Here is a 20,908-nt window from a genome sequence, read left to right on the forward strand (position 1 = left end):
TTTACGTCGTTCTTCTGCGCGTTGAACACACAAACAAACCACACCGAAGCGAACGGAGGTTCTGTATGCAAGTCCCAGTCGTCGGCCTGATTCTGCTTGTGATCGTCGTCGTGCTGATCGCGCAGACCATCAAGATCGTGCCGCAACAGCATGCCTGGGTGCTCGAACGGCTCGGCCGCTATCACGCGACGCTTACGCCGGGGCTTACGATCGTGCTGCCGTTCGTGGACCGCGTCGCGTACAAGCACGTGCTCAAGGAAATCCCGCTCGACGTGCCGAGCCAGGTTTGCATCACGCGCGACAACACGCAGCTTCAGGTGGACGGTGTGCTGTACTTCCAGGTGACCGATCCGATGAAGGCATCGTACGGGTCGAGCAATTTTGTCTTCGCGATCACGCAGCTTTCGCAGACCACGCTGCGCTCCGTGATCGGCAAGCTCGAACTCGACAAGACGTTCGAGGAGCGCGACTTCATCAATCACAGCGTCGTTTCCGCGCTCGATGAAGCTGCGTCGAACTGGGGGGTGAAGGTGCTGCGCTACGAGATCAAGGATCTGACGCCGCCGAAGGAAATTCTCCACGCCATGCAGGCGCAGATTACCGCCGAGCGCGAGAAGCGAGCGCTCATCGCGGCCTCCGAAGGGCGCAAGCAGGAGCAGATCAATCTGGCCGCCGGCGCGCGCGAAGCCGCGATCCAGAAGTCGGAAGGCGAGAGGCAGGCCGCCATCAACCAGGCACAAGGGCAAGCGGCGGCGATCCTCGCGGTGGCCGAGGCGAATGCGCAGGCCATCCAGAAGATCGGCAACTCGATCCAGTCGCAGGGCGGCATGGACGCCGTCAACCTCAAGGTGGCCGAGCAGTACGTCAATGCGTTCGCCAATCTCGCGAAGCAGGGCAATACGCTGATCGTGCCCGGCAACATGGGCGACCTGAGCACCATGATCGCCTCGGCGCTCACGATCGTGAACCGGGCGGGCATTCGCGAGGGGCAGATCAGCGGTGCGAAGGGCGCATAAGTGCCGAAGCGCCATTGGGAAGGATGAAACGCAAACGGGCCGCGCGAGCGGCCCGTTTGTCGTCCACGATGCCGGAAGAATCAGGTCGGCGAGCGCATCAAACGCGCCTTTTCGCGCTCCCAGTCGCGCTTTTTCTCGGTCTCGCGCTTGTCGTGCAGCTTCTTGCCCTTGGCGAGACCGATTTCGCATTTCACGCGGCCGCCCTTGTAATGGAAATTCAGCGGCACGAGCGTGAAGCCGCGCTGCTCGACCTTGCCGATCAGCTTGTCGATTTCTTCGCGGCGGAGCAGCAGCTTGCGTATACGCGTGGGGTCGGGGTGGATGTGCGTCGAGGCCTCGGGCAGCGGGCTGATGTGCGTGCCGATCAGGTAGAGCTCGCCGTCCTTGATCATGACGTAGCTTTCCTTGATGTTGGCCCGTCCGGCTCGCATGGCCTTGACTTCCCATCCTTCGAGCACGAGCCCAGCCTCGTGGCGTTCTTCGATGAAGTAATCGAAGAACGCTTTTCTGTTGTCGATGATGCTCATAGGAAAATGGGATCGGCCCAACTCGTTTAAAATTACGATTTTAGCAAAGCGGGCTCCCGAAAGCCCGCAGCGCTTTCACCCTTGCCACGCATTGCGCAATTTATGGCGGATGTTCAGAAAACCGTGTTGATTCGCCATTCGGCGGAGCAGATGTTCGACCTCGTTACCGACGTCGCCGACTACCCCAACTTCCTGCCGTGGTGCGGAGGCGTCGAAATTCGCCGGCAGGACGAAAACGGCATGGAGGCGAAGATCGACATCAACTTCAAGGGCATCAAGCAGCACTTCGCCACGCGCAACTCGCAAAAGCGGCCCGAACGCATCGACATGGAGTTCGCCGACGGCCCGTTCCGCAAATTTACGGGCTATTGGCGCTTCACGCCGCTGCGCGCCGACGCCTGCAAGATCGAGTTCGCGCTGCATTACGAATTTGCGAACATCATCCTCGAAAAGATCATCGGGCCGGTGTTCCATCACATCGCGAACACCTTCGTCGACTCCTTCGTGAAGCGCGCCGACCAGCGCTACGGCAAGCCATGAGCGCGACGCTTTCCATCGACGTCTGCTATGCGCTGCCCAACGCGCAAACGCTCATCACCGTCGAATTGCCGCCGGGCGCGACCGTCCGGCAGGCTATCGACGCGAGCGGCGTTCTCGCCCGCCATCCCGAGATCGACCTCGCGAAGCTGAAAGTGGGCGTGTACGGCAAGCTCAAGCCGCTCGATGCCGTGCTCGCCGACCACGACCGCGTGGAAATTTACCGCCCGCTGATCGTCGACCCCAAGATGGCGCGCCAGCGCCGCGTCGACAAGAGCCGCAAGGAAGGGGCGGTCGAAGGGCGCAAATGGCTGCCTAAGGATTCCCGCTAGTTTCGCGCGGGCGCACGCTGGCTCATGCGGTCGTGCGGCGTCGCTGCGCGCCGTCGTCGGGGCGCGTGCTGCGATTTTCGTGCGCGATTCCCGGCAGATCGCCTTCCGGCACGATGCCGTCGCCGTGGACCGTGTCCTCCGGGCCGCCCGAGTGCTGGCGCACCGACCAGCTCACGCCCGCCACCAGCAGCACGATCGCCGCGATTTCCAGCGCGCGCGGCAGCCGGTGGTCGTAGATGAAGCCGTAGAGCAGGGCGAATAGCGTCTCGAACACGATCATCTGGCCCGACAGCGTGAGCGGCAGGCGCTTCGCAGCCGCGTTCCAGAGACCGTTGCCGAGCCACGAGGCGCCGATCGCGAGCACCAGATTCAGCTGCCAGAACGTCGTCCAGCGGGCGGTGCTCACGCTTTCCTGCACCCAGCCCGACGGCAGGCACAGAATGCCGAGCCAGAGCACGCCGCCGAGCGCACCTGTGACCACGCCCCATAGCACCGACCACTCGTTGCCGCTGAAATGCGCGTTGCGATGCAGATAGCGGGCGTTCTCGACCGCGAACCAGGTCCAGCAGACGAGCGCGCCGACCGCGCAGCCGAGGCCGGCGATGCGCGTGACGACGCTTGCGTGGCTGCCGGCGTCGCCGGCGGCGGTGAACACGTCCACGTTGATGCAGACGATGCCGGCTGCGATCATCGCGAGCGGCCAGACGAGGCGTGAAATCGGCACGGCGCCATGGTCGCTCCGTCCGAGCAGCGTGACCGTGACGGGCAGCACGCCGACGATCAGCGAGGCGGGCGCGATACCCACGAGATGGATCGCGCTCGCAAGAAAGAGGTAATAGAGCACGTTGCCCATGAGCGCGAGCTTCACGAGCGCGACGAAGTCGGCGCGCGTGAGGCGCGGCCAGACGCGGCGCAGCATGGGCACGAGCGCGGCAAGGGAGACGAGCCCGTACATCACGTAGCGGCCAGAGCTCAGAAGCAGCGGTGAAAACTCCGCCAACTGCCTGGGCACGACGAATACCGTGCCCCACAATGCGCCCGCCAGTACGCCGTACAACACACCACGCTGCATTTGACCTGCCTCCAGAAAACTTCGCGCGACCCATACGGATGGGCCATCCAGCACGTTTTCCCGAAGCTTAGCTGGCGGTCCGCGCCGGCGTCTTGTTCAATCCTGCACCGGACGTGGCGGGAATTCGGGTCGGAGGCGGCGGTGCGCAAACGGCGTCCGCTGGCGCGGACAGCGCTGGAAATAATCCCGAAAACGGCGCTAAGCCCCTGTTCACACAGATGATTTCCAGGGCGCTATCGCGTATAATCTGCTTTTGCGCCTATAGGATTTGCCATGCGTCTGATCCAGAAAGCACTCACGTTCGATGACGTGCTCCTCGTTCCCGCCTTCTCCGACGTTCTCCCGCGCGACACCAGCCTGAAGACCCGGCTGACCCGCAATATCTCCCTGAACATTCCCCTTGTGTCGGCCGCGATGGACACCGTCACGGAAGGCCGTCTCGCAATCGCCATGGCACAGCAGGGCGGCGTCGGCATCGTCCACAAGAACCTCACGCCGGCCGAGCAGGCCCGCGAGGTCGCGAAGGTGAAGCGCTTCGAGTCGGGCGTGGTGCGCGATCCGATCACCGTTCCGCCGCAAATGAAGGTCGCGGACGTCATCGCGCTTTCGCAGCAGCATGGCATTTCAGGTTTCCCGGTCGTGGAGGGCGCGCAACTCGTCGGTATCGTCACGAATCGCGACCTGCGCTTCGAAACGCGTCTGGACGAGCCGGTGCGTTCGATCATGACGCCGCGCGAGCGCCTCGTCACCGTGAAGGAAGGCACGCCGCTCTTCGAGGCCAAGGCGCTCATGCACAGCCACCGCCTCGAACGCGTGCTGGTCGTGAACGACGCATTCGAGTTGCGCGGCCTCATGACCGTCAAGGACATCACCAAGCAAACCGAGCACCCGGCCGCCTGCAAGGACGAGCATGGCAAGCTGCGCGCGGGGGCGGCCGTCGGGGTTGGCCCGGACAACGAAGAGCGCGTCGAGCTGCTGGCGCAGGCCGGCGTGGACGTGATCGTCGTCGATACGGCGCACGGCCACAGCAAGGGCGTGCTCGAGCGCGTGCGCTGGGTCAAGAAGAACTTTCCGCACGTCGAAGTGATTGGCGGCAACATCGCCACGGCCGCTGCCGCGCGCGCCCTCGTCGAGTACGGGGCGGACGGTGTGAAGGTCGGCATCGGCCCGGGCTCCATCTGCACGACGCGTATCGTCGCCGGCGTGGGCGTGCCGCAGATCAGCGCGATCGCCAATGTTTCCGAGGCGCTCAAGGGCACGGGCGTGCCGTGCATCGCAGACGGCGGCATCCGCTTCTCGGGCGACGTGTCGAAAGCGCTGGCCGCTGGCGCGAACGCCGTCATGATGGGCAGCATGTTCGCCGGCACCGAAGAGTCGCCGGGCGACGTGTTCCTCTACCAGGGCCGGCAGTACAAGTCGTACCGCGGCATGGGCTCGGTCGGCGCGATGAAGGACGGCGCCGCGGACCGCTACTTCCAGGACAACTCGGCCAATATCGACAAGCTCGTGCCGGAAGGCATCGAAGGCCGTGTCGCCTACAAGGGTTCGGTCAACGCGATCCTGTTCCAGCTGATCGGCGGCGTGCGCGCCTCGATGGGCTACTGCGGTTGCCGCACGATCGACGAACTGCACGACAAGGCGTCGTTCGTCGAAATCACCGCGGCGGGCATGCGCGAATCCCACGTCCACGACGTGCAGATCACGAAGGAAGCGCCCAACTATCACGTGGACTAAATCCCGATGAAGCCGCTGCTGCGCGTGCTGCTGATTGTCGATGCGTTGACACTGCTGGGGTTCGGCGTGCTGTTCGTTCTTACGCCCTGGACCCTGGTCTACAACGCGTTGCAACTGGTGCAGACGCAGCCGGCGCTCGTCGGACAGGCGTTCGGCGTGGTGCTGCTGGGTTTCGCGTGGCTTGCGCTGCGTGCGGCTTTTCACGGGGAGATGACCCTGCCTGTCGGTCGGACAGCGGGGCACGTCAACTGGATCGCCGGCGTGCTGATGCTGGTCTGGCTGATCGGGCTGCGTACGCCGCGGCTCACGGGTTTGGGCCAGCTGGTGGCCGGTGCGGTCGGGGTGTGGCTGATCGTCCTCGGTCTGGGTGGCGTCCGGCTCGCGGGCGCGGTGCGCAGGCGTGCAAAGGGCGACAAGGGGCGGACGGCGCAGCAGCGTGAAGCGGGCAAGACCGCAAAGGAGCGGCGCGACGAGCCGGTGGCATATGCGAAGCCCGGTTCCATGCGAGCGATGCCTTGGGGCGGTGCGCGTGAGGCGCAACGGCCCGCGGCGCCGGCCGAGCCTGCCGTGCAGGCGCCCCCCGTGACGCCCGCGGCCGTTCCGCCCGCCGCGTCGTCCTCGCCCGCCGCGGCGCAAGCCGGCGAGGCTCGCCAGGCCGCCCGCGACGAAGCGGCCGACGCACCGAGGCCGCCGCTGCGTGGCTGAGGCCGCGCGCAAACCCGGTCTCCGAAACGCCAGACGTAATGCGCCCGAAGCGCCGCCGAACCTGCGCCACCCGGTTCCGCCGTAGCGTGGCGCTGCGGTCCTGATGAATTCACGCTGCGCGCGTTTTCGACTGTCGCGCGGTTTTCCGTATCCGTTCTTTTTTAGGTCTCGTCCGCAGCCATGCACGACAAAATCCTGATTCTCGACTTCGGCTCGCAAGTCACCCAGCTCATCGCGCGCCGCGTGCGCGAAGCCCACGTCTACTCGGAAATTCACCCGTATGACGTAGACGACGCATTCGTTCGCGAATTCGCGCCGAAGGGCATCATCCTCTCGGGCGGTCCGAACTCGGTCACCGACACCGATACGCCGCGCGCACCGCAGGCCGTGTTCGAGCTGGGCGTGCCGGTTCTCGGCATCTGTTACGGCATGCAGACGATGGCAGAGCAGCTAGGCGGCAAGGTGGACGGCGGTCATGTGCGCGAATTCGGTTACGCCGAAGTGCGCGCGCGCAATCACACGAGCTTCCTCGAAGGCATCGAAGACTTTCGCACGAGCGAAGGCCACGGCATGCTCAAGGTCTGGATGAGCCACGGCGACAAGGTCACGGAAATGCCGCAGGGCTTCCAGCTGATGGCGTCGACGGAATCGTGCCCGATCGCGGCGATGGCCGACGAGAAGCGCCATTTCTACGGCCTGCAATGGCATCCGGAAGTCACGCATACGGTACAGGGCCGCGCGATGCTCGAGCGCTTCGTGCTCGGCATCTGCGGCGCCAGGGCCGACTGGGAAATGGGGCACTACATCGAGGAGGCCGTCGAAACGATTCGCAGGCAGGTGGGCAGCGAGAACGTGATCCTAGGTCTTTCGGGCGGCGTGGACTCGTCGGTGGCGGCGGCGCTGCTGCATCGCGCGATTGGCGACCAGCTGACCTGCGTGTTCGTCGATCACGGCCTTCTGCGCCTGAACGAAGCCGAGCAGGTGATGTCGATGTTCGCGGACAACCTCGGTGTGAAGGTGGTCCACGTCGACGCGAGCGAAGCGTTCATGTCGAAGCTCGCGGGCGTGACCGATCCCGAAGCGAAGCGCAAGATCATTGGCGCGGAGTTCGTCGAAGTGTTCCAGGCCGAAGCGGGCAAGCTCACCGATGCGAAGTGGCTTGCGCAAGGCACGATCTACCCGGACGTGATCGAGTCGGCGGGCAAGGGCAAGAAGGCCGCGCACACGATCAAGAGCCACCACAATGTGGGCGGGCTGCCGGAAACGCTGAACCTCAAGCTGCTCGAGCCGCTGCGCGAACTCTTCAAGGACGAAGTGCGCGAACTGGGCGTGAAGCTCGGCTTGCCGCACGACATGGTGTATCGCCATCCGTTCCCGGGACCGGGCCTCGGCGTGCGCATTCTCGGCGAGGTGAAGCGCGATTTCGCGGATCTGCTGCGCCGCGCGGACGCGATCTTCATCGAAACGCTGCGCAACACCATCGACAAGGAAACGGGCAAGTCGTGGTATGACCTCACGAGCCAGGCATTCGCGGTGTTCCTGCCGGTGAAGAGCGTGGGCGTGATGGGCGATGGCCGCACCTACGAGTACGTCGTTGCGCTGCGCGCGGTCCAGACGCTCGACTTCATGACCGCGCATTGGGCGCATCTGCCGCATGAACTGCTCGGGCATGTGTCGAACCGCATCATCAATGAGGTGCGCGGGATCAATCGTGTCGTGTACGACATTTCGGGCAAGCCGCCGGCGACGATTGAGTGGGAATGATTTAGCATAGCCTCACACTGTCTCAAGCGGTATCAAAAATCTCTTAAAAACAAATGGTTACGGAGATTTTTGTTGTCACCCCGCTTTAGCTGAAATCATCCAATCTCAGCTATTTTTCCGGTACCAGTGACGGTACCGCTTGAGGCGGTCGGAAAACCCACCAATGGTACCGTCAGTCACGTCTGACGGTACCATGAGGGAACCTGACCGGAGGCTGATTTGCTAACTGATCGAGAGCTGAATTCCCTCAAGCCCAGGGATAAGGCATTCAAGGTGACAGACCGCGACGGTATGTACGTGGCGGTGCTGACGACAGGTACGATTTCTTTTCGGTACGACTACCGGTTGAACGGACGGCGTGAAACGCTGACTATTGGGCGGTACGACGCGGATCTTGGGCGCCAACCGACGCGAGAGCCCGAATCGCTCGAGTATGGCGTATCGATGTCGCTGCGCGAGGCGCGCCTATTGCTTGATCGCGCCAGACGCGATGTGGAGCGGGGCGTATCGCCGTCGCGAACCAAGGTCGAGAAGCGCGTCTCTGCGACCAACGCGCTCACTTTCAGTGGGTGGGCCGAAAACTACTTCAAGCATAAGGGCGACCCGAAAAGTGGAGCCGAGCAACTGGCCGATAGCACTTTGGCGCTGCGTCGAGCGGTTTATCGGCGCGTCATTGAGCCGGAGCTGGGAAAGCTCAAACTGCAGGAGGTGACTCCGCAGCGACTGAAACGCCTGTGCGACGAAACCAAAGAGAAGCGCGGCCCCGCTGTCGCCGTCCATGTTCGCGATATCGTTCGCGCTGTATTCAACCACGCTCAGGGTAGCGGGTTGGCTGTGGATAATCCGGCTGAGGCGATCCGTGCCAGTGCCATCGCCACGTTTGAGCCACGAGAGCGCGCGCTGTCGCCTGCTGAAATGCGGACGTTTCTGACAGCACTGGATCGTGTGGCGACCATGCCGACTCTGCGCTTGGCGTTGAGATTTATTCTGTTGACTGGGGTTCGAAAGAGCGAGTTTATCGATGCCACTTGGAGGGAGGTCGATTTCGACGCCGAGCGTTGGACGATCCCTGCTGCGAGGATGAAGGCGGGCAAGGACCACGTCGTACCGCTGAGTAGCCAGGCACTGGATATTTTGACGACGTTTCGTTCGTGCTTTGGTTCGAGCGTGTACCTGCATCCAAGCCGATACGACAGTGAGACACCGATTTCCAATGCCACGTTGAATCGCGTGATTGACGCCACTGTGGAGCACATCAGGAAAGACGATTCCGATTTTCAGAGCCTTGGCGTGCATGATCTGCGGCGGACGTTTTCTACCGGCCTGAACCGCGCGAAGTTTGACGAGCGCTGGATAGAGATGTCTCTGGCACACTCTCCGAAAAATAGAATCGCGGCAATCTATAACGTGAATCGTTACTTCTCCGAGCGGAGGATCATGCTGCAATGCTGGGCCGACATGATCGACGCATGGTTACGCGGAGCGTCTGCAAAGGATCTGATTGCCGATGCCAAACGGCGTGCCGCCGAGATTCACGAAGACGATTTGGACGATGATCTTTAGCCATACGGAGCAAACCGACCGCTAGCCTAAGCATGGATTTCCGGCTTCAGATAATCGGCCAAGAAACGTTCGAGCGATGTCGTACTGCTCATGCCTATTGAAAAATATATTATTTTTCAATAGGTTATATGTTAAAAACCATTGAAAAAATTCCTAGCTACCCATCTAGCTACCCATGTGGCGTGCAATGAGATGATGGGGCTATAGACCGCATGATAGCGGCGCTGTCGGTCTAGGTGCATGGGAGGCAAGCAATCGTACACGGCGGAGTTCAAGGCGGCCGCCGTCCAGCGGGTCAAGATGGCTAGGGATTTGGTGTGGTGGCCCGCGAGCTGGGCATGTCGGAATCGGGCGACCACATTGTCGTGGTGCTGCCGATTGCATGGAAGTTACGCCTTGGCGGTCGCGAGCGATGAGTGCTTAGACAGTCAGAATACCCATTGGACCTTCATCGCCATATCTAACAAAATGACTCCTGATGCGGCACGGACGGTGCGGAAGCAAGCAAGCCCTATGGCTTCTCTCACCAGGAAGCTAACGTGCGTATTGGCTTGGTGACGTGGGCAGAAATTCTGGGTGCGTCGAGGACGCGGCTTGCAGCGTTTCGCAGCAAGCTCGGCTATACGGCGACAAGACCAAGGTGCCGGCCTTCTGCGCAGCAAATATGCCGGATATCTGCCAGATGGTCTCCAAGCAGCGCCTGATGTAACTTCAGACTCGTCAGAGTGTTGAAATGATGGGCTAGCGATGGTAGAGGGGCAGAGTGAGTGCTTATGGATAACGGCCGGAAGTTACTCCACGAGAGAATGCGCTGATGTGCGAAAGTCCGTTTCGCGTAGGACTGGCGCAACTAAAGCACAAGACCGGCAAGGTCGTACCGTTGGGATTTGATGCGCCCCCTGCAGGATGACGGTTTGAGGATCTTTCCGCGATTAAAATTGAGTTATCGCGCCTCAAGGTCCGTGACCTATCGTGCTTGACTATCTTCGTGATAAGACCCCAAGGGCGATTCGGCCGTTGATGAATTGGGGCCGCATAGCTACGTTGTGATTGATTGTATAAGGCCGAAGAAAATGAATTTACATAGGCTCGATTTCACATCTCTCCTGCTTTTTACTCTCATCGTCCGGAGCGGGAGCATCAGCAGCGGGGCGAAACAAGCTCATATTTCGCTCGCGTCTGCTAGCAAGCGAATGTCCGTACTAGAAGCAGCCATAGGAACTGAAACGTTCGAGAGACATTCTCGCGGAATCAAGTTAACGCCAGCAGGACAGGCTCTTTATCGCCACGCACAGAGAATTCTGGGGGACGTTGATTTGCTGTTAGCCGATCTGTCGGACTATGTTGAAGGCGTCATGGGCGTAGTTAGGCTCTGGGCTAATACGTCGGCCATTACACAATTTCTGCCGGGGGACATCGCATCGTTCATTGCCGCTCATCCGACTATTCGCATCGAGCTCGAGGAACAAAACAGCGGTGAGGTTGTCAGGGCGGTGCTGGATGGAGAGGCGGACTTCGGTATCCTCGCTGACCGCATACCAACGTACGGCCTCGAAACGTTGCCGTATCGTCAGGATAAATTGGTCCTCGTTGTTCCCGCGGGCCATCCCCTCGGACGCAAGCGAGCGGTTTCGTTCGACCAGGCTGCTGACTACGAGTTCGTAAGCCTGCCACGCGCCACATCGCTTGCCCAGCGCCTAGATCTCGCGACGAGCGCAGCGGGGAAGAGGCTGAAACTTCGAATCCAAGTTCGAAGTTTCGATGCGATGTGTCAGATGGTCGCTGCGGGACTCGGTGTTGCAGTCCTGCCCGATGCGGCTGTGAGCCCTCATCTTCGGTCAATGGGCTTACGGAAGTTGGAACTGAACGAAGAGTGGGCCACGCGAGAACTACTTTTCTGTGCGCGGGATTTTCGAGCACTCCCCAAGCCTGCCCGACTCTTGATCCAATTCCTCCAAACCGCGTCTTCGAATTCATACCGTAACTAATTCAAGTAGTCGTAGTGTTGCAGCCTTCGTCGAAAACGAAGGCTCGGTTGACGTCTTACGGATTCCCCCATCGCGCCGTCTTCAGCACAATATTCGTATCGCCGTATTTGTCGGGCCTCAACGAGAGGATAGCGGCAATTGGCTTGCGGGCTTAAAAATATTAGCTGAGTATTTTGGAGACGTGCAATGACATCCGCGATAGCTGATCCTCAAACCTTATTCGACAAGTTGTGGAGTCGGCACGTAGTTGCCGAATTAGAGGGAGGGCCGGCGCTTCTATATATTGACCGTCATCTGGTCTATGAAGTCACTAGTCCGCAGGCCTTCGAGACGATTCGTTCGAAACAACGAAAGGTCTGGCGCCCGGATACGGTGCTCGCAGCTGCCGACCATAACATCCCCACAATTGCTTCTCAGCGTGTAAATCTTGATGCAATCGAGGACAAGCTCTCGCGCGCGCAAGTGGCGCAACTGGAAAAGAACTGCGACGAATTTGGCCTGACGGTGTTCAGTCTGGGCAGCCCAAAGCAAGGGATTATCCATGTGATCGGACCCGAGCAAGGTGCGACGCTGCCGGGTATGACGGTGGTGGCAGGAGATTCTCACACGAGCACACACGGCGCCTTCGCAGCCCTTGCTTTTGGCGTTGGTACTTCAGAGGTCGAGCACGTCTTGGCCACGCAGTGCCTGTCGGTCTCAAGAATGAAGTCGATGCTCGTTCGCATCGATGGCACTCTCAGTCCATGGGTGGGCGCAAAGGACCTGATTCTCTTTCTGATTGGCAAGATCGGTACAGGCGGCGGCACAGGATATGCGATCGAATTCGCGGGCGAAGCCGTTAGGACAATGTCGATGGAGTCCCGCATGACGCTGTGCAATATGGCAATCGAAGCCGGAGCGCGCGTTGGGCTTATCGCCGTTGATGACGTCACATTGGATTACGTCCGTGGTCGCCACTTTTCGCCTCATGGCGACGAGTGGGACGCCGCCGTAGCCTATTGGCGGACGCTGGTCAGCGACGAAGGCGCGCACTTCGACAAAATCGTCGAGGTCCGTGCGAATGACGTGCGTCCGATGGTTACCTGGGGCACCTCGCCGGAAATGGTTATTCCTGTGGATGGAACCATTCCAGATCCGGCACTCGAGCCGGACATCAGTCGGCGTTCTGATATGGAGCGCGCGCTTCGTTACATGGGACTGGAACCGGGGATTTCGGCGCTTAATATCGCCATCGACAAAGTTTTCATTGGCTCATGCACCAACGGCCGGATTGAAGACCTGCGAGTGGCGGCGGACGTTGTTAGGGGACGGCGTGTTGCACCCGGCGTCCGACTTGCAATCGTAGTACCGGGTTCGGGTCCCGTGAAGGCGCAAGCCGAGGCAGAGGGCCTCGACATCGTTTTTCGCGATGCAGGCTTCGAGTGGCGGGAGCCTGGCTGCTCCATGTGCTTGGGGATGAATGGTGACCGGCTGGAACCTGGGGAGCGGTGTGCTTCGACTTCGAACCGGAACTTCGAAGGACGTCAAGGCCAGGATGGCCGCACTCATCTTGTCAGCCCCGCAATGGCGGCCGCGGCCGCGATCGCGGGCCACTTCGTGGACGTCTCGAAGGGGAGAGAGGTATGAATCCATTCACGACACTGAAATCTCTGGTCGTGCCAATCGATAGAGCGAACATCGATACCGATGCGATCATTCCGAAGCAATTCATGAAATCGATCGCACGGACTGGTTTCGGTGTAAACCTGTTCGATGAATGGCGTTATCTCGACCACGGTGAGCCAGGACAAGACGTTGCAAGCCGGAGGCTCAATCCTGAATTTACGCTCAATCAGGCTCGATTTGCCGGCGCGCAGATTTTATTAGCCCGAGATAACTTTGGCTGCGGGTCGAGCCGGGAACATGCCGCTTGGGCGTTATATGACTATGGAATCAGGGCTTTGATCGCACCAAGCTTTGCTGATATTTTTTATGGCAACTGCTTTAAAAACGGGATGTTACCAATCACTCTTGATCAAACGACCATCAGGAGCTTATTTGACCTCGTAGAACGGCCGGATGGCCTTCAGATAGCGATCGATTTAAGAAGTCAGACTCTTGAAGTTCCGGATTTGGGGTGTCTGCGGTTCGAGGTCGACCCAGAAAGAAAGCGTAGGTTGCTGGCAGGCCTGGATGACGTCGCGCTAACGTTGCGCCTTGGGGACCGCATACGAGCTTACGAAGCGGATCGGCGGCTTAAGGAGCCATGGTTGTTTCCTCAGTTCGACAATTCGCCGGAAGGTCACGCCTGACGCGATCCTGCTGCTTTGATAGAAAATCTTGGAGGATTTAACGCATGAATGCCCGATACGAAACCACGACGTCGCCTAGTGCACTGGCCGGTGTGAAGATCGTCGAAATGGGGCAATTGATCGCTGGCCCGTTCGCTGGCAAAACGTTGGGTGAGTTCGGCGCCGAGGTAATCAAAATAGAAGCGCCGGGGAAAGGCGACCCGCTTCGGAATTGGCGGTTGATCAAGAACGGGACTTCGGTGTGGTGGCAGGTGCAGTCGCGTAACAAACGCTCTATTGCATTGGACCTGCGTAGCTCGGAAGGGCAGAACATCGCGAAGCAACTCATCGCTGGTGCAGACGTGTTGATCGAAAATTTTCGTCCCGGCACGTTGGAAGGATGGGGCATGGGATACGAGGAGCTAGCGAAGCTCAACCCGAGACTCATCATGCTCCGAATCTCGGGATACGGGCAAACGGGGCCGTACAAAGATCTCCCTGGCTTTGGATCAATAGGCGAGGCATTGGGCGGTTTGCGTCACCTTACCGGCGAGCCCGGGCGAGTCCCGGTGCGTTGTGGCATTTCAATCGGAGATACGCTGGCGGCGCTTCACGGGGTGATCGGCGTATTGGCAGCCCTATATTATCGAGACGCCAACGGCGGTATGGGTCAAGTCATTGATGTGGCGCTTCATGAGGCTGTGTTTAATGTGATGGAAAGCCTCATCCCCGAGTACAGCGCATTTGGCGTCGTCCGCGAGGCAGCCGGAAGCGCGTTGCCCGGGATCGCACCGTCCAATGCCTACCGTTGCTCGGATGGTTATGTCCTGATCGCGGGCAATGGAGACAGCATTTTCAGGCGATTGATGATCGCAATCGACCGGCAGGATCTCGCCTCGGATCCGACACTGGCTTACAACGCGGGCCGGGTCGCTCGTGTTGAAGAGCTTGATGCGGCGATCGAGCGATGGAGTTTTATCCGAACGGTGGAGGAAGTCTTGCATGTGCTGAATGAAGCGGATGTCCCCGCTGGAAAAATTTATACCGCCAGAGACATTCATGAAGATCCGCATTTCCGCGAACGCGACATGATTCTTGAGCAGGCTACCCGAGATGGCTACGTCGTCGACGTCCCGGGCATCGTTCCGAAGCTACTCGGTACGCCTGGCACCATTAGATCGTCGGCACCGGGTCTGGGCGACGACACAAACGCCATTCTGGGGGAACTTGGTGTGAGCCAAACCGAAGTGGATGTGTTGCGTCGCAAGGGGGTCGTCGCATGAAGCCGTGGAGCGGTGATGGTCGCCCAATTTTTATCAATGAGGTCGGGCCGAGAGACGGGTTCCAGGTAGAGTCCGCGTTCGTGCCGACAGACGAAAAAGTTGGCTTGATTAACGCTCTTTCGGAAGCTGGCCTGAGCAAGATCGAAGTCACGGCGTTCGTCTCACCCAAGGCGATCCCTGCGCTGCGTGATGCTGAGGTCGTACTGAACGAGATCCAGCGCAATCCTGACGTTGTTTATACAGCTCTCGTTCCAAATGTACGTGGTGCAGAACGTGCGATCGAATCGCGAGCAGACGAACTCAACTTGGTGATGTCCGCAAGCGATAGTCACAATCTGTCGAATCTACGCATGACCAGAGAACAGTCGTTCAGCGGACTAATGCAGGTTGCGGGGGTGGCTGATGCATCGGAAGTCAGGGTTAATATCTCTTTGTCGTGCGCGTTTGGATGTCCGATGGAAGGGGATGTCCCCGAAGACACTGTGTTTCATTGGTGCGAGCGCTTCATCGAGGAAGCCGGTGCCAACGGCGTAACGCTTTGCGATACCACCGGCATGGCTTATCCAAGTCAAGTCGCAAGAATGACGGAAGCGTTCATTGCACGCTGGCCGAAGACCGAATTGACGCTGCATTTCCATAATACTCGCGGAATGGGTCTTGCGAACATAATCGCAGCAATCGACTCCGGGGTAACGAGATTCGACGCGTCGTTTGGCGGCCTGGGGGGATGTCCATATGCGCCGGGCGCCAGCGGGAATGTCTGTACCGAGGAGGTCGTGCATGCGCTTGAGCTTATGGGCTACCGTACGAGCATCAACCTTGATGCACTTATGGGCGTATCCCGGCGCCTTCCTTCGCTCGTCGGACACGATCTCCCAAGCCAGCTCCTAAAGGCTGGGAAGCGACTGGACCTGCACGCACCGCCACCGGATTTCGCCGAAATTCGGGAGCGGGCCCTCGCCCGCAATATGCCGTCGTAATCGCGGACCGGCGCGCGCTGCCGGACTCAGCGGAGCGCCGGGTTAGCCCGTCTGGCGTCTGGCTGTCTCGGTCACGTTACCTCGACGGGTCGGCAGTGTAACCGGGATACACCGCATACGTCGATGCGACACGTTTCAAGACGGCTGAGCTAATAATCCGAAGCAATTTTGATCAGATCGACTGTCCGAAGAATCTGGGAACGTTTGCCGAAGATGTCCAAGTTTGCTAATTGGCGCGCTACGAGTATGGCTGCAAAGGACTAGTGTTATGGACATTCTGCATGCGATGCGGATTTTCTCTGAGGTGGCCAGTGCAGGCAGCTTTACGCGGGCCGCCGACACTTTGTCCTCCAGTATGGCATCGGTTTCTAGGGCTATTACTAGTCTTGAGGACAGACTTCATACGAGGCTACTGCAACGGTCTACCCGGAGAGTGTCATTAACTGAAGCCGGCGAACGGTATCTGATCCGTTGTCGTGAAGTGCTCCGACTTATAGAGGATGCCGAGGCGGAAGCTGCGCATGCGCACATTGTTCCATTTGGTACGATGCGACTGCATGCGACTCCAGGACTTGGTCAGCACTATCTGAGCCGGATGATTCCGGGCTACGTTGCCAACTATCCCGAGGTGTCCTTCGATATGTCGATTTCTCCCCGCGTGCCCGACATCATCGAAGAGAGCCTCGATATATCATTTGTTGCATCATTCGGACTTGAGGATAGCCAGTTTTTGTCCAGACGGCTGGGCAGTACCAAAATGGTTTTATGCGCCTCCCTGAGCTACTTGCAGACGCACGGAACCCCGTCCTGCCTTGATGAACTTTCCAATCATAAGTGCCTCGAATTGGCGGGAACAACGTCGCACCGCCGAGTATGGACGCTGGACAATGGCGGTAAAGAGGTAAATGTTGATCTGAAGCACATCCCGCTGCGGGTAGACTCAGTCGACGCGATGGCGGTGGCGATCCGAGAAGGGATGGGAGTCGGTCCGCTTCATGCGGGTGTGGCCATTTCTCATCTGGGGGAGGGCGCTATCAGGCTAGTATTGCCTGACTACCGGCTTAAAGGCTTGGACATATTTGCGATTTATTCTTCGCGCCGTTTCCTGGACGCAAAAGTCAGAACGTTTATCGATTTCCTGCGTGACCGTATTCCGGCGGCCTTGGATGAGGAAGACCAGGCTGTCTTTCGTTTTGCAAGTGACCAACCGCTCCACTTGACTGGACCGACTCGCTGAGGTGACATAGAAGAAATAACACTTCCCAGCAAACATCAGTCCGCAGACGAGACATAGTGAAATACCATAAATTTGATCCGATGTCGTTACGGCTATTCATCGCTGCGGCCGAACTGGGCAGCTTCAAGTCGGCGGCAGATGCGGTTCACATCGTGCCTTCCGCTGCCAGCCGTAGACTTTCTGAAATGGAAGCCGAAATCGGCGCGCGTTTGTTTCACCGTCACGCAAACGGCGTGAGCCTGACCGAAGCCGGGGTCCTTCTGCAGCGATACGCGAGCATAATATTGACGAGCTATGACAAGCTTTATCTTGAGTGCTCGGAAATCTCAGCGGGTATCAAGGGCTTGATTCGCATTTGGGCGTCAAGTTCTTCTTTGTCAGAACGGTTCGCGGGGGTATTAAGCTCCTTTCTTGAAACGAATCAGGACATAAAAATAGAACTGGAAGAGCGAACTGATGGCGAGATAGTGGAAGCGATTCGGGACAATCGAACGGACGTTGGCGTGTTTTCCTCTCATCAAAGGGTAACTGGGCTGCAGACGTTTCCGTTTTCCAGTGACCGGATTGTTGCCGTCCTGCCAAACTCGCATCCGCTCGCCGGCGCAGAAAGGTTGAGTTTTGAAGCCATATCCCAGTACGACATCATTGGATGGAACGACGGTATAGCCTTGGGACGCGTAATGACGGATTATGGGTCGGCGGTTGGCGCGCCGTTGCGAATAAGGCTTAAGGTCAAGTCGTTCGGCGCCATGTGCAACCTGATCAAAGCCAACTTGGGGATCGGGCTCGCTCCTCATCCGCAGGTGGATGCTGAGGTCAAGAGGCATGGCCTTACGATCACCCCGATTTTGACGGAATGGGCCAGCCGAAATGTGCTTTTCGGATACCGAGACGCCGAGGCGCTGGGAACGGCCGGGCGGCTATTGATTGACTATGTGCAACGCGTCGTACCGCAGCCGCTGCAAAGTAATACTGTGCTGTAAACCGCCGGAGTTGGGGCGGGGCAGGACGATCGGCGAGTAGTTAGGGCTGAGCGACATTCGACTGAACTTGATCGGTCGAGTTCCTTTACACAGGCCGGCTCAGGCCGCACGTGTTTCGACAGCGGCACCCGCTTGCTGCAGCTGTGCCCGACCGCGCTTCAGCAACGCGGAGTCGGGGACGTCGACCATGTGCAACGGTCCCGTACTCAATTTGGCCGCATCCGCATCCGCATCCGCATTCGCATCCGCATCCGCTTCCGAGCGCAGTGCGCCGACGCTTCACCGCTTTCTGAAAGAGTCAGTTCAGTGGCCGCTGGTTTATCAGGGGAAAGCGCTGACCTATAGTGTGTTCACTGAAGTGAGCCGCGATGGTATGTGCCGACAGTGACGTTGCAGAGCTGGTGTTATGTCGCGTGAACGGAATGTCGATTGATTTACTGGCACAAAAAGTAGCGGGTTCACGGAAGAGGTATGGTCCGGCTCCCCGGATTCCGCTTGCCTATTCTGATGGCGGCTCAGAACGCAACGCTGCCATTAGGATATAGCCAAACGAAGACCTTCAGGATTCGGGATGTGTAGGGAAGCTCTACGTGTACTCTAAAGCTGGATCGAAGTGGTTCATACGATAGTAATACATAGGAGTACGACTCAATGAAGAAGATATTGATGCGTTTTACCTGCGGCGCACTGGTGATCGCGAGTACATCGGCTTTCGCCGGATCGCGTCTTACGGCTCAGCAGTGTAACGACTATCCGTTTGTGAGGACCGGAGGCGCTGTCACGCATACGCAACTCGAGAACGAGCTTGCTGAACTCGAATCGGTCGGCTATGACCCCACCGATACCGAGCACCCGGATTACCCCAGCGACATCGAACGCGCCCAAACGCGGCTGCTGACGAAGTACCGAGCAGATTGTGGTTCTCAATCACCGACGGCAATCACCGGCGCAATATCGACGAACTGATTTCGCCTGCATCGTCGCTGCCACGTTCATGGCTATGACGCATGCTAAGTCTTTCGGTACGACGTTTATCCGATGAGGCCGACGACACAACGGCTTCATACGGTTCACAACCCAAGTTAATCAGGACCGTAAAATGAAAATCCGTAACGCACTCTTCGCCATCGCTGTTGGATTCTCATCCGTTGCTGTCGCAACGACTGCGTCGGCGCAGGTAAAGACCCGCGACGAAGTCCGTCTTGAGCTGATCGACGCGGAAAACAACGGCAGCCGCCTCGTCGCGGATGCATCGTATCCGGACGTGAGCCGCGTTTATCAGCAGCAGGTCGCGCAACGTCGCGCGCTTCATGATTCGGGCACCGGCCCGGGTTCGGGCTATTCGGGCAGCAGCGAGGCGGGTCAAAAAACAGCGACCGTTGCGCCCGCCTCGAATTCGACGAAAGACGGCTGCGTTGGTCCGGCAGGATTCTGCACGCCCTATTTCGGCAGCTAGGTTTCGTAGTCAATGCCGATGCTGACTTGAACTAGGAGTTCGCGACAGCGGGACCGCCTGCCACCCGATATCAAGGATATGTTTTTCAAGAAAAAGCTCACCATTCTCGCGCAGCTGGCCGGCAACTTTTCGAAAAATTCGGACGGGCACGATCCTGGCCTCCGGGCCTTAGAAGTAGCGGGCGCATTTTCAGCTAGGCCCTTGAAATTTTTAAGATTAGGTGGAGCCAGGGGCGAGGGGATGTGGTTTCCGTGCTATTGCTACGGCGAGACAAATTGAACATTGGAGTGTAGGGGAAAAATGAATGATCGTATTCGCCCAACTAGGGCCAACAAATTTCTCCGGGGCGGCTTCGAGAACATACGGCAATTCACCCCGAATTGGTTTGCCGTCACGATGGGAACTGGAGTCGTATATCTCGTTCTAGAAGCGTTGTCGGGCGCGTCTCCGATAAAGAGGGAATTGGCCGAGTGGCTCTGGCGGATTGACATTGGTATGTATGCCGTCTTTTTTATGATGTTTGTCGGTCGGCTCGTGTTGTTCAGCGAAACGATAAAGCCTTTGCTCCATCATCCGATGCAGTCGATGTTTCTTGGCGCGTTGCCGATGGGCTTTGCGCCGATCGTGAATGGCGTGATCGCGTTTTCCGGACCGCGCTACGGAGACGGCGCATATTCCCTCGCATTCGGGCTTTGGGGCGTGGACGCCGTGACGTCGCTGGTTGTCGCGATCGGCGTTCCGTATCTCGTGTTTACGAAGCAGGAGCACAGTGCCGACCGACTTACGGCCGCCTTGCTGTTGCCCATCGTAGCTCCCGAGGTAGCCGCATCAAGTGCTGCGCTGCTGGCGCCGCATCTAACGCCCGCTCACGCCCAGCTCGTTGTCGGGGCCGGCTATTTGCTGTGGGCTGTTTCAGTGCCGCTTGCATTTTCAATCTTGACCCTTGTTTTGTTTCGCCTTGTCATCCACAAATTGCCCCATCGTGAGGTTGGGGTGACGAGTTGGCTTGCGCTCGGACCAATAGCTACAGGGTCCCTCGGGCTCATTACGCTCGGTGAGGCAGCGGCGAAGGCATTTTCTGGTACGGCACTGCAATCGGTCGCGATTCTTGCGCGCGCCTTCGGTGTATTGGGTGCACTGCTTCTTTGGGGAAGCGGCCTCTGGTGGCTCGCGTGCGCGGTATTGTTCATGTGGCGTTATCACCGAGAAGGATTACCCTTCAACCTCGGCTGGTGGGGTCTCACCTTTCCAACGGGGGTTTACACGCTGGCCACGCTCAATCTGGCAAGGGCCACCCATTCGAATGCGTTCCTAAATATTGGTGTCGCGCTCCAAGTCATCCTTGATCTACTTTGGGGGGCGGTACTAGGCCGAACGATCCGCGGTCTCATTTATGAGCGAATGTTCCAAGCGCCTTGCCTCTCCACTGAATTGCAGGTACGCATGAAGTAAAAGATTTGG

The 20,908-nt window shown here is 58.8% G+C and carries 19 protein-coding genes; 17 read left to right on the top strand and 2 right to left on the bottom strand.

Annotated features, from left to right (window positions below; translation table 11 throughout):
• Positions 1-65 precede the first annotated feature (65 nt).
• On the top strand, positions 66-1,016 hold the full coding sequence (locus tag BLU17_RS26965; RefSeq protein ID WP_092003938.1) for an SPFH domain-containing protein: 951 nt from the start codon (positions 66-68) through the stop codon (positions 1,014-1,016).
• A gap of 80 nt (positions 1,017-1,096) precedes the next feature.
• Here BLU17_RS26965 and smpB read toward each other — a convergent pair whose 3' ends face one another.
• On the bottom strand, positions 1,097-1,543 hold the full coding sequence (gene smpB, locus BLU17_RS26970) for an SsrA-binding protein SmpB (RefSeq protein WP_028211433.1): 447 nt from the start codon (positions 1,541-1,543) through the stop codon (positions 1,097-1,099).
• Positions 1,544-1,645: 102 nt separating this feature from the next.
• On the opposite strand from smpB, the gene BLU17_RS26975 reads away from it, so the two are divergent.
• Positions 1,646-2,083 carry a type II toxin-antitoxin system RatA family toxin gene (locus BLU17_RS26975; RefSeq protein WP_092003941.1) on the top strand — a complete coding sequence of 146 codons (438 nt, stop codon included), beginning with the start codon at positions 1,646-1,648 and terminating at the stop codon, positions 2,081-2,083.
• A complete protein-coding gene (locus BLU17_RS26980; protein WP_092003944.1) occupies positions 2,080-2,412 on the top strand; it encodes an RnfH family protein in 333 nt (110 codons plus the stop codon). Before BLU17_RS26975 ends, BLU17_RS26980 begins: the two co-directional genes overlap by 4 nt.
• Before the next feature lie 22 nt (positions 2,413-2,434).
• Here BLU17_RS26980 and BLU17_RS26985 read toward each other — a convergent pair whose 3' ends face one another.
• Entirely contained in the window at positions 2,435-3,484 is a 1,050-nt protein-coding gene (locus tag BLU17_RS26985; RefSeq protein ID WP_092003947.1) for a DMT family transporter, read from the bottom strand.
• Positions 3,485-3,757: 273 nt separating this feature from the next.
• Here BLU17_RS26985 and guaB point away from each other — a divergent pair, with 273 nt between their 5' ends.
• The 14 genes from guaB to BLU17_RS27055 all read left to right on the top strand — a co-directional run bounded on the left by guaB (position 3,758) and on the right by BLU17_RS27055 (position 20,899).
• Positions 3,758-5,218 carry an IMP dehydrogenase gene (guaB, locus tag BLU17_RS26990; RefSeq protein ID WP_092003950.1) on the top strand — a complete coding sequence of 487 codons (1,461 nt, stop codon included), beginning with the start codon at positions 3,758-3,760 and terminating at the stop codon, positions 5,216-5,218.
• Between the two features lie 6 nt (positions 5,219-5,224).
• Positions 5,225-5,923, top strand: a complete 699-nt coding sequence (locus tag BLU17_RS26995; RefSeq protein ID WP_092003953.1) for a hypothetical protein — start codon at positions 5,225-5,227, stop codon at positions 5,921-5,923.
• Between the two features lie 180 nt (positions 5,924-6,103).
• The gene (gene guaA / locus BLU17_RS27000; RefSeq protein WP_092003956.1) at positions 6,104-7,687 is read left to right on the top strand and encodes a glutamine-hydrolyzing GMP synthase; all 1,584 of its coding nucleotides are present in this window, start codon (positions 6,104-6,106) and stop codon (positions 7,685-7,687) included.
• Positions 7,688-7,906: 219 nt separating this feature from the next.
• Complete coding sequence (locus tag BLU17_RS27005) at positions 7,907-9,250, top strand: tyrosine-type recombinase/integrase (RefSeq protein WP_092003959.1); 1,344 nt, start codon at positions 7,907-7,909, stop codon at positions 9,248-9,250.
• A gap of 1,073 nt (positions 9,251-10,323) precedes the next feature.
• Positions 10,324-11,238 (top strand): LysR substrate-binding domain-containing protein, encoded by a 915-nt coding sequence (locus BLU17_RS27010; protein ID WP_092003962.1) that lies wholly within the window; start codon positions 10,324-10,326, stop codon positions 11,236-11,238.
• 186 nt (positions 11,239-11,424) lie between these two features.
• The gene (gene leuC / locus BLU17_RS27015; RefSeq protein WP_092003965.1) at positions 11,425-12,864 is read left to right on the top strand and encodes a 3-isopropylmalate dehydratase large subunit; all 1,440 of its coding nucleotides are present in this window, start codon (positions 11,425-11,427) and stop codon (positions 12,862-12,864) included.
• Positions 12,861-13,529: a 3-isopropylmalate dehydratase small subunit gene (gene leuD / locus BLU17_RS27020; RefSeq protein ID WP_092003968.1), complete on the top strand. Its 669-nt coding sequence runs from the start codon at positions 12,861-12,863 to the stop codon at positions 13,527-13,529. The genes leuC and leuD overlap by 4 nt, the downstream gene beginning before the upstream one ends.
• Before the next feature lie 44 nt (positions 13,530-13,573).
• Positions 13,574-14,791 carry a CaiB/BaiF CoA transferase family protein gene (locus BLU17_RS27025; protein ID WP_092003971.1) on the top strand — a complete coding sequence of 406 codons (1,218 nt, stop codon included), beginning with the start codon at positions 13,574-13,576 and terminating at the stop codon, positions 14,789-14,791.
• Positions 14,788-15,771 (top strand): hydroxymethylglutaryl-CoA lyase, encoded by a 984-nt coding sequence (locus BLU17_RS27030; protein ID WP_092003974.1) that lies wholly within the window; start codon positions 14,788-14,790, stop codon positions 15,769-15,771. The genes BLU17_RS27025 and BLU17_RS27030 overlap by 4 nt, the downstream gene beginning before the upstream one ends.
• Positions 15,772-16,039: 268 nt before the next feature.
• Entirely contained in the window at positions 16,040-17,008 is a 969-nt protein-coding gene (locus BLU17_RS27035; RefSeq protein ID WP_092003977.1) for a LysR family transcriptional regulator, read from the top strand.
• A gap of 56 nt (positions 17,009-17,064) precedes the next feature.
• The gene (locus tag BLU17_RS27040; protein WP_143189347.1) at positions 17,065-17,991 is read left to right on the top strand and encodes a LysR family transcriptional regulator; all 927 of its coding nucleotides are present in this window, start codon (positions 17,065-17,067) and stop codon (positions 17,989-17,991) included.
• 651 nt (positions 17,992-18,642) lie between these two features.
• Positions 18,643-18,957: a DUF4148 domain-containing protein gene (locus BLU17_RS27045; protein WP_245747028.1), complete on the top strand. Its 315-nt coding sequence runs from the start codon at positions 18,643-18,645 to the stop codon at positions 18,955-18,957.
• 133 nt (positions 18,958-19,090) lie between these two features.
• Complete coding sequence (locus BLU17_RS27050; protein ID WP_092003983.1) at positions 19,091-19,447, top strand: DUF4148 domain-containing protein; 357 nt, start codon at positions 19,091-19,093, stop codon at positions 19,445-19,447.
• A gap of 300 nt (positions 19,448-19,747) precedes the next feature.
• The gene (locus BLU17_RS27055; protein ID WP_092003985.1) at positions 19,748-20,899 is read left to right on the top strand and encodes a TDT family transporter; all 1,152 of its coding nucleotides are present in this window, start codon (positions 19,748-19,750) and stop codon (positions 20,897-20,899) included.
• Positions 20,900-20,908: the final 9 nt, after the last annotated feature.

Origin of the sequence: Paraburkholderia lycopersici (assembly GCF_900096975.1) — a bacterium.
In the GTDB taxonomy this organism is placed as follows: domain Bacteria; phylum Pseudomonadota; class Gammaproteobacteria; order Burkholderiales; family Burkholderiaceae; genus Paraburkholderia; species Paraburkholderia lycopersici.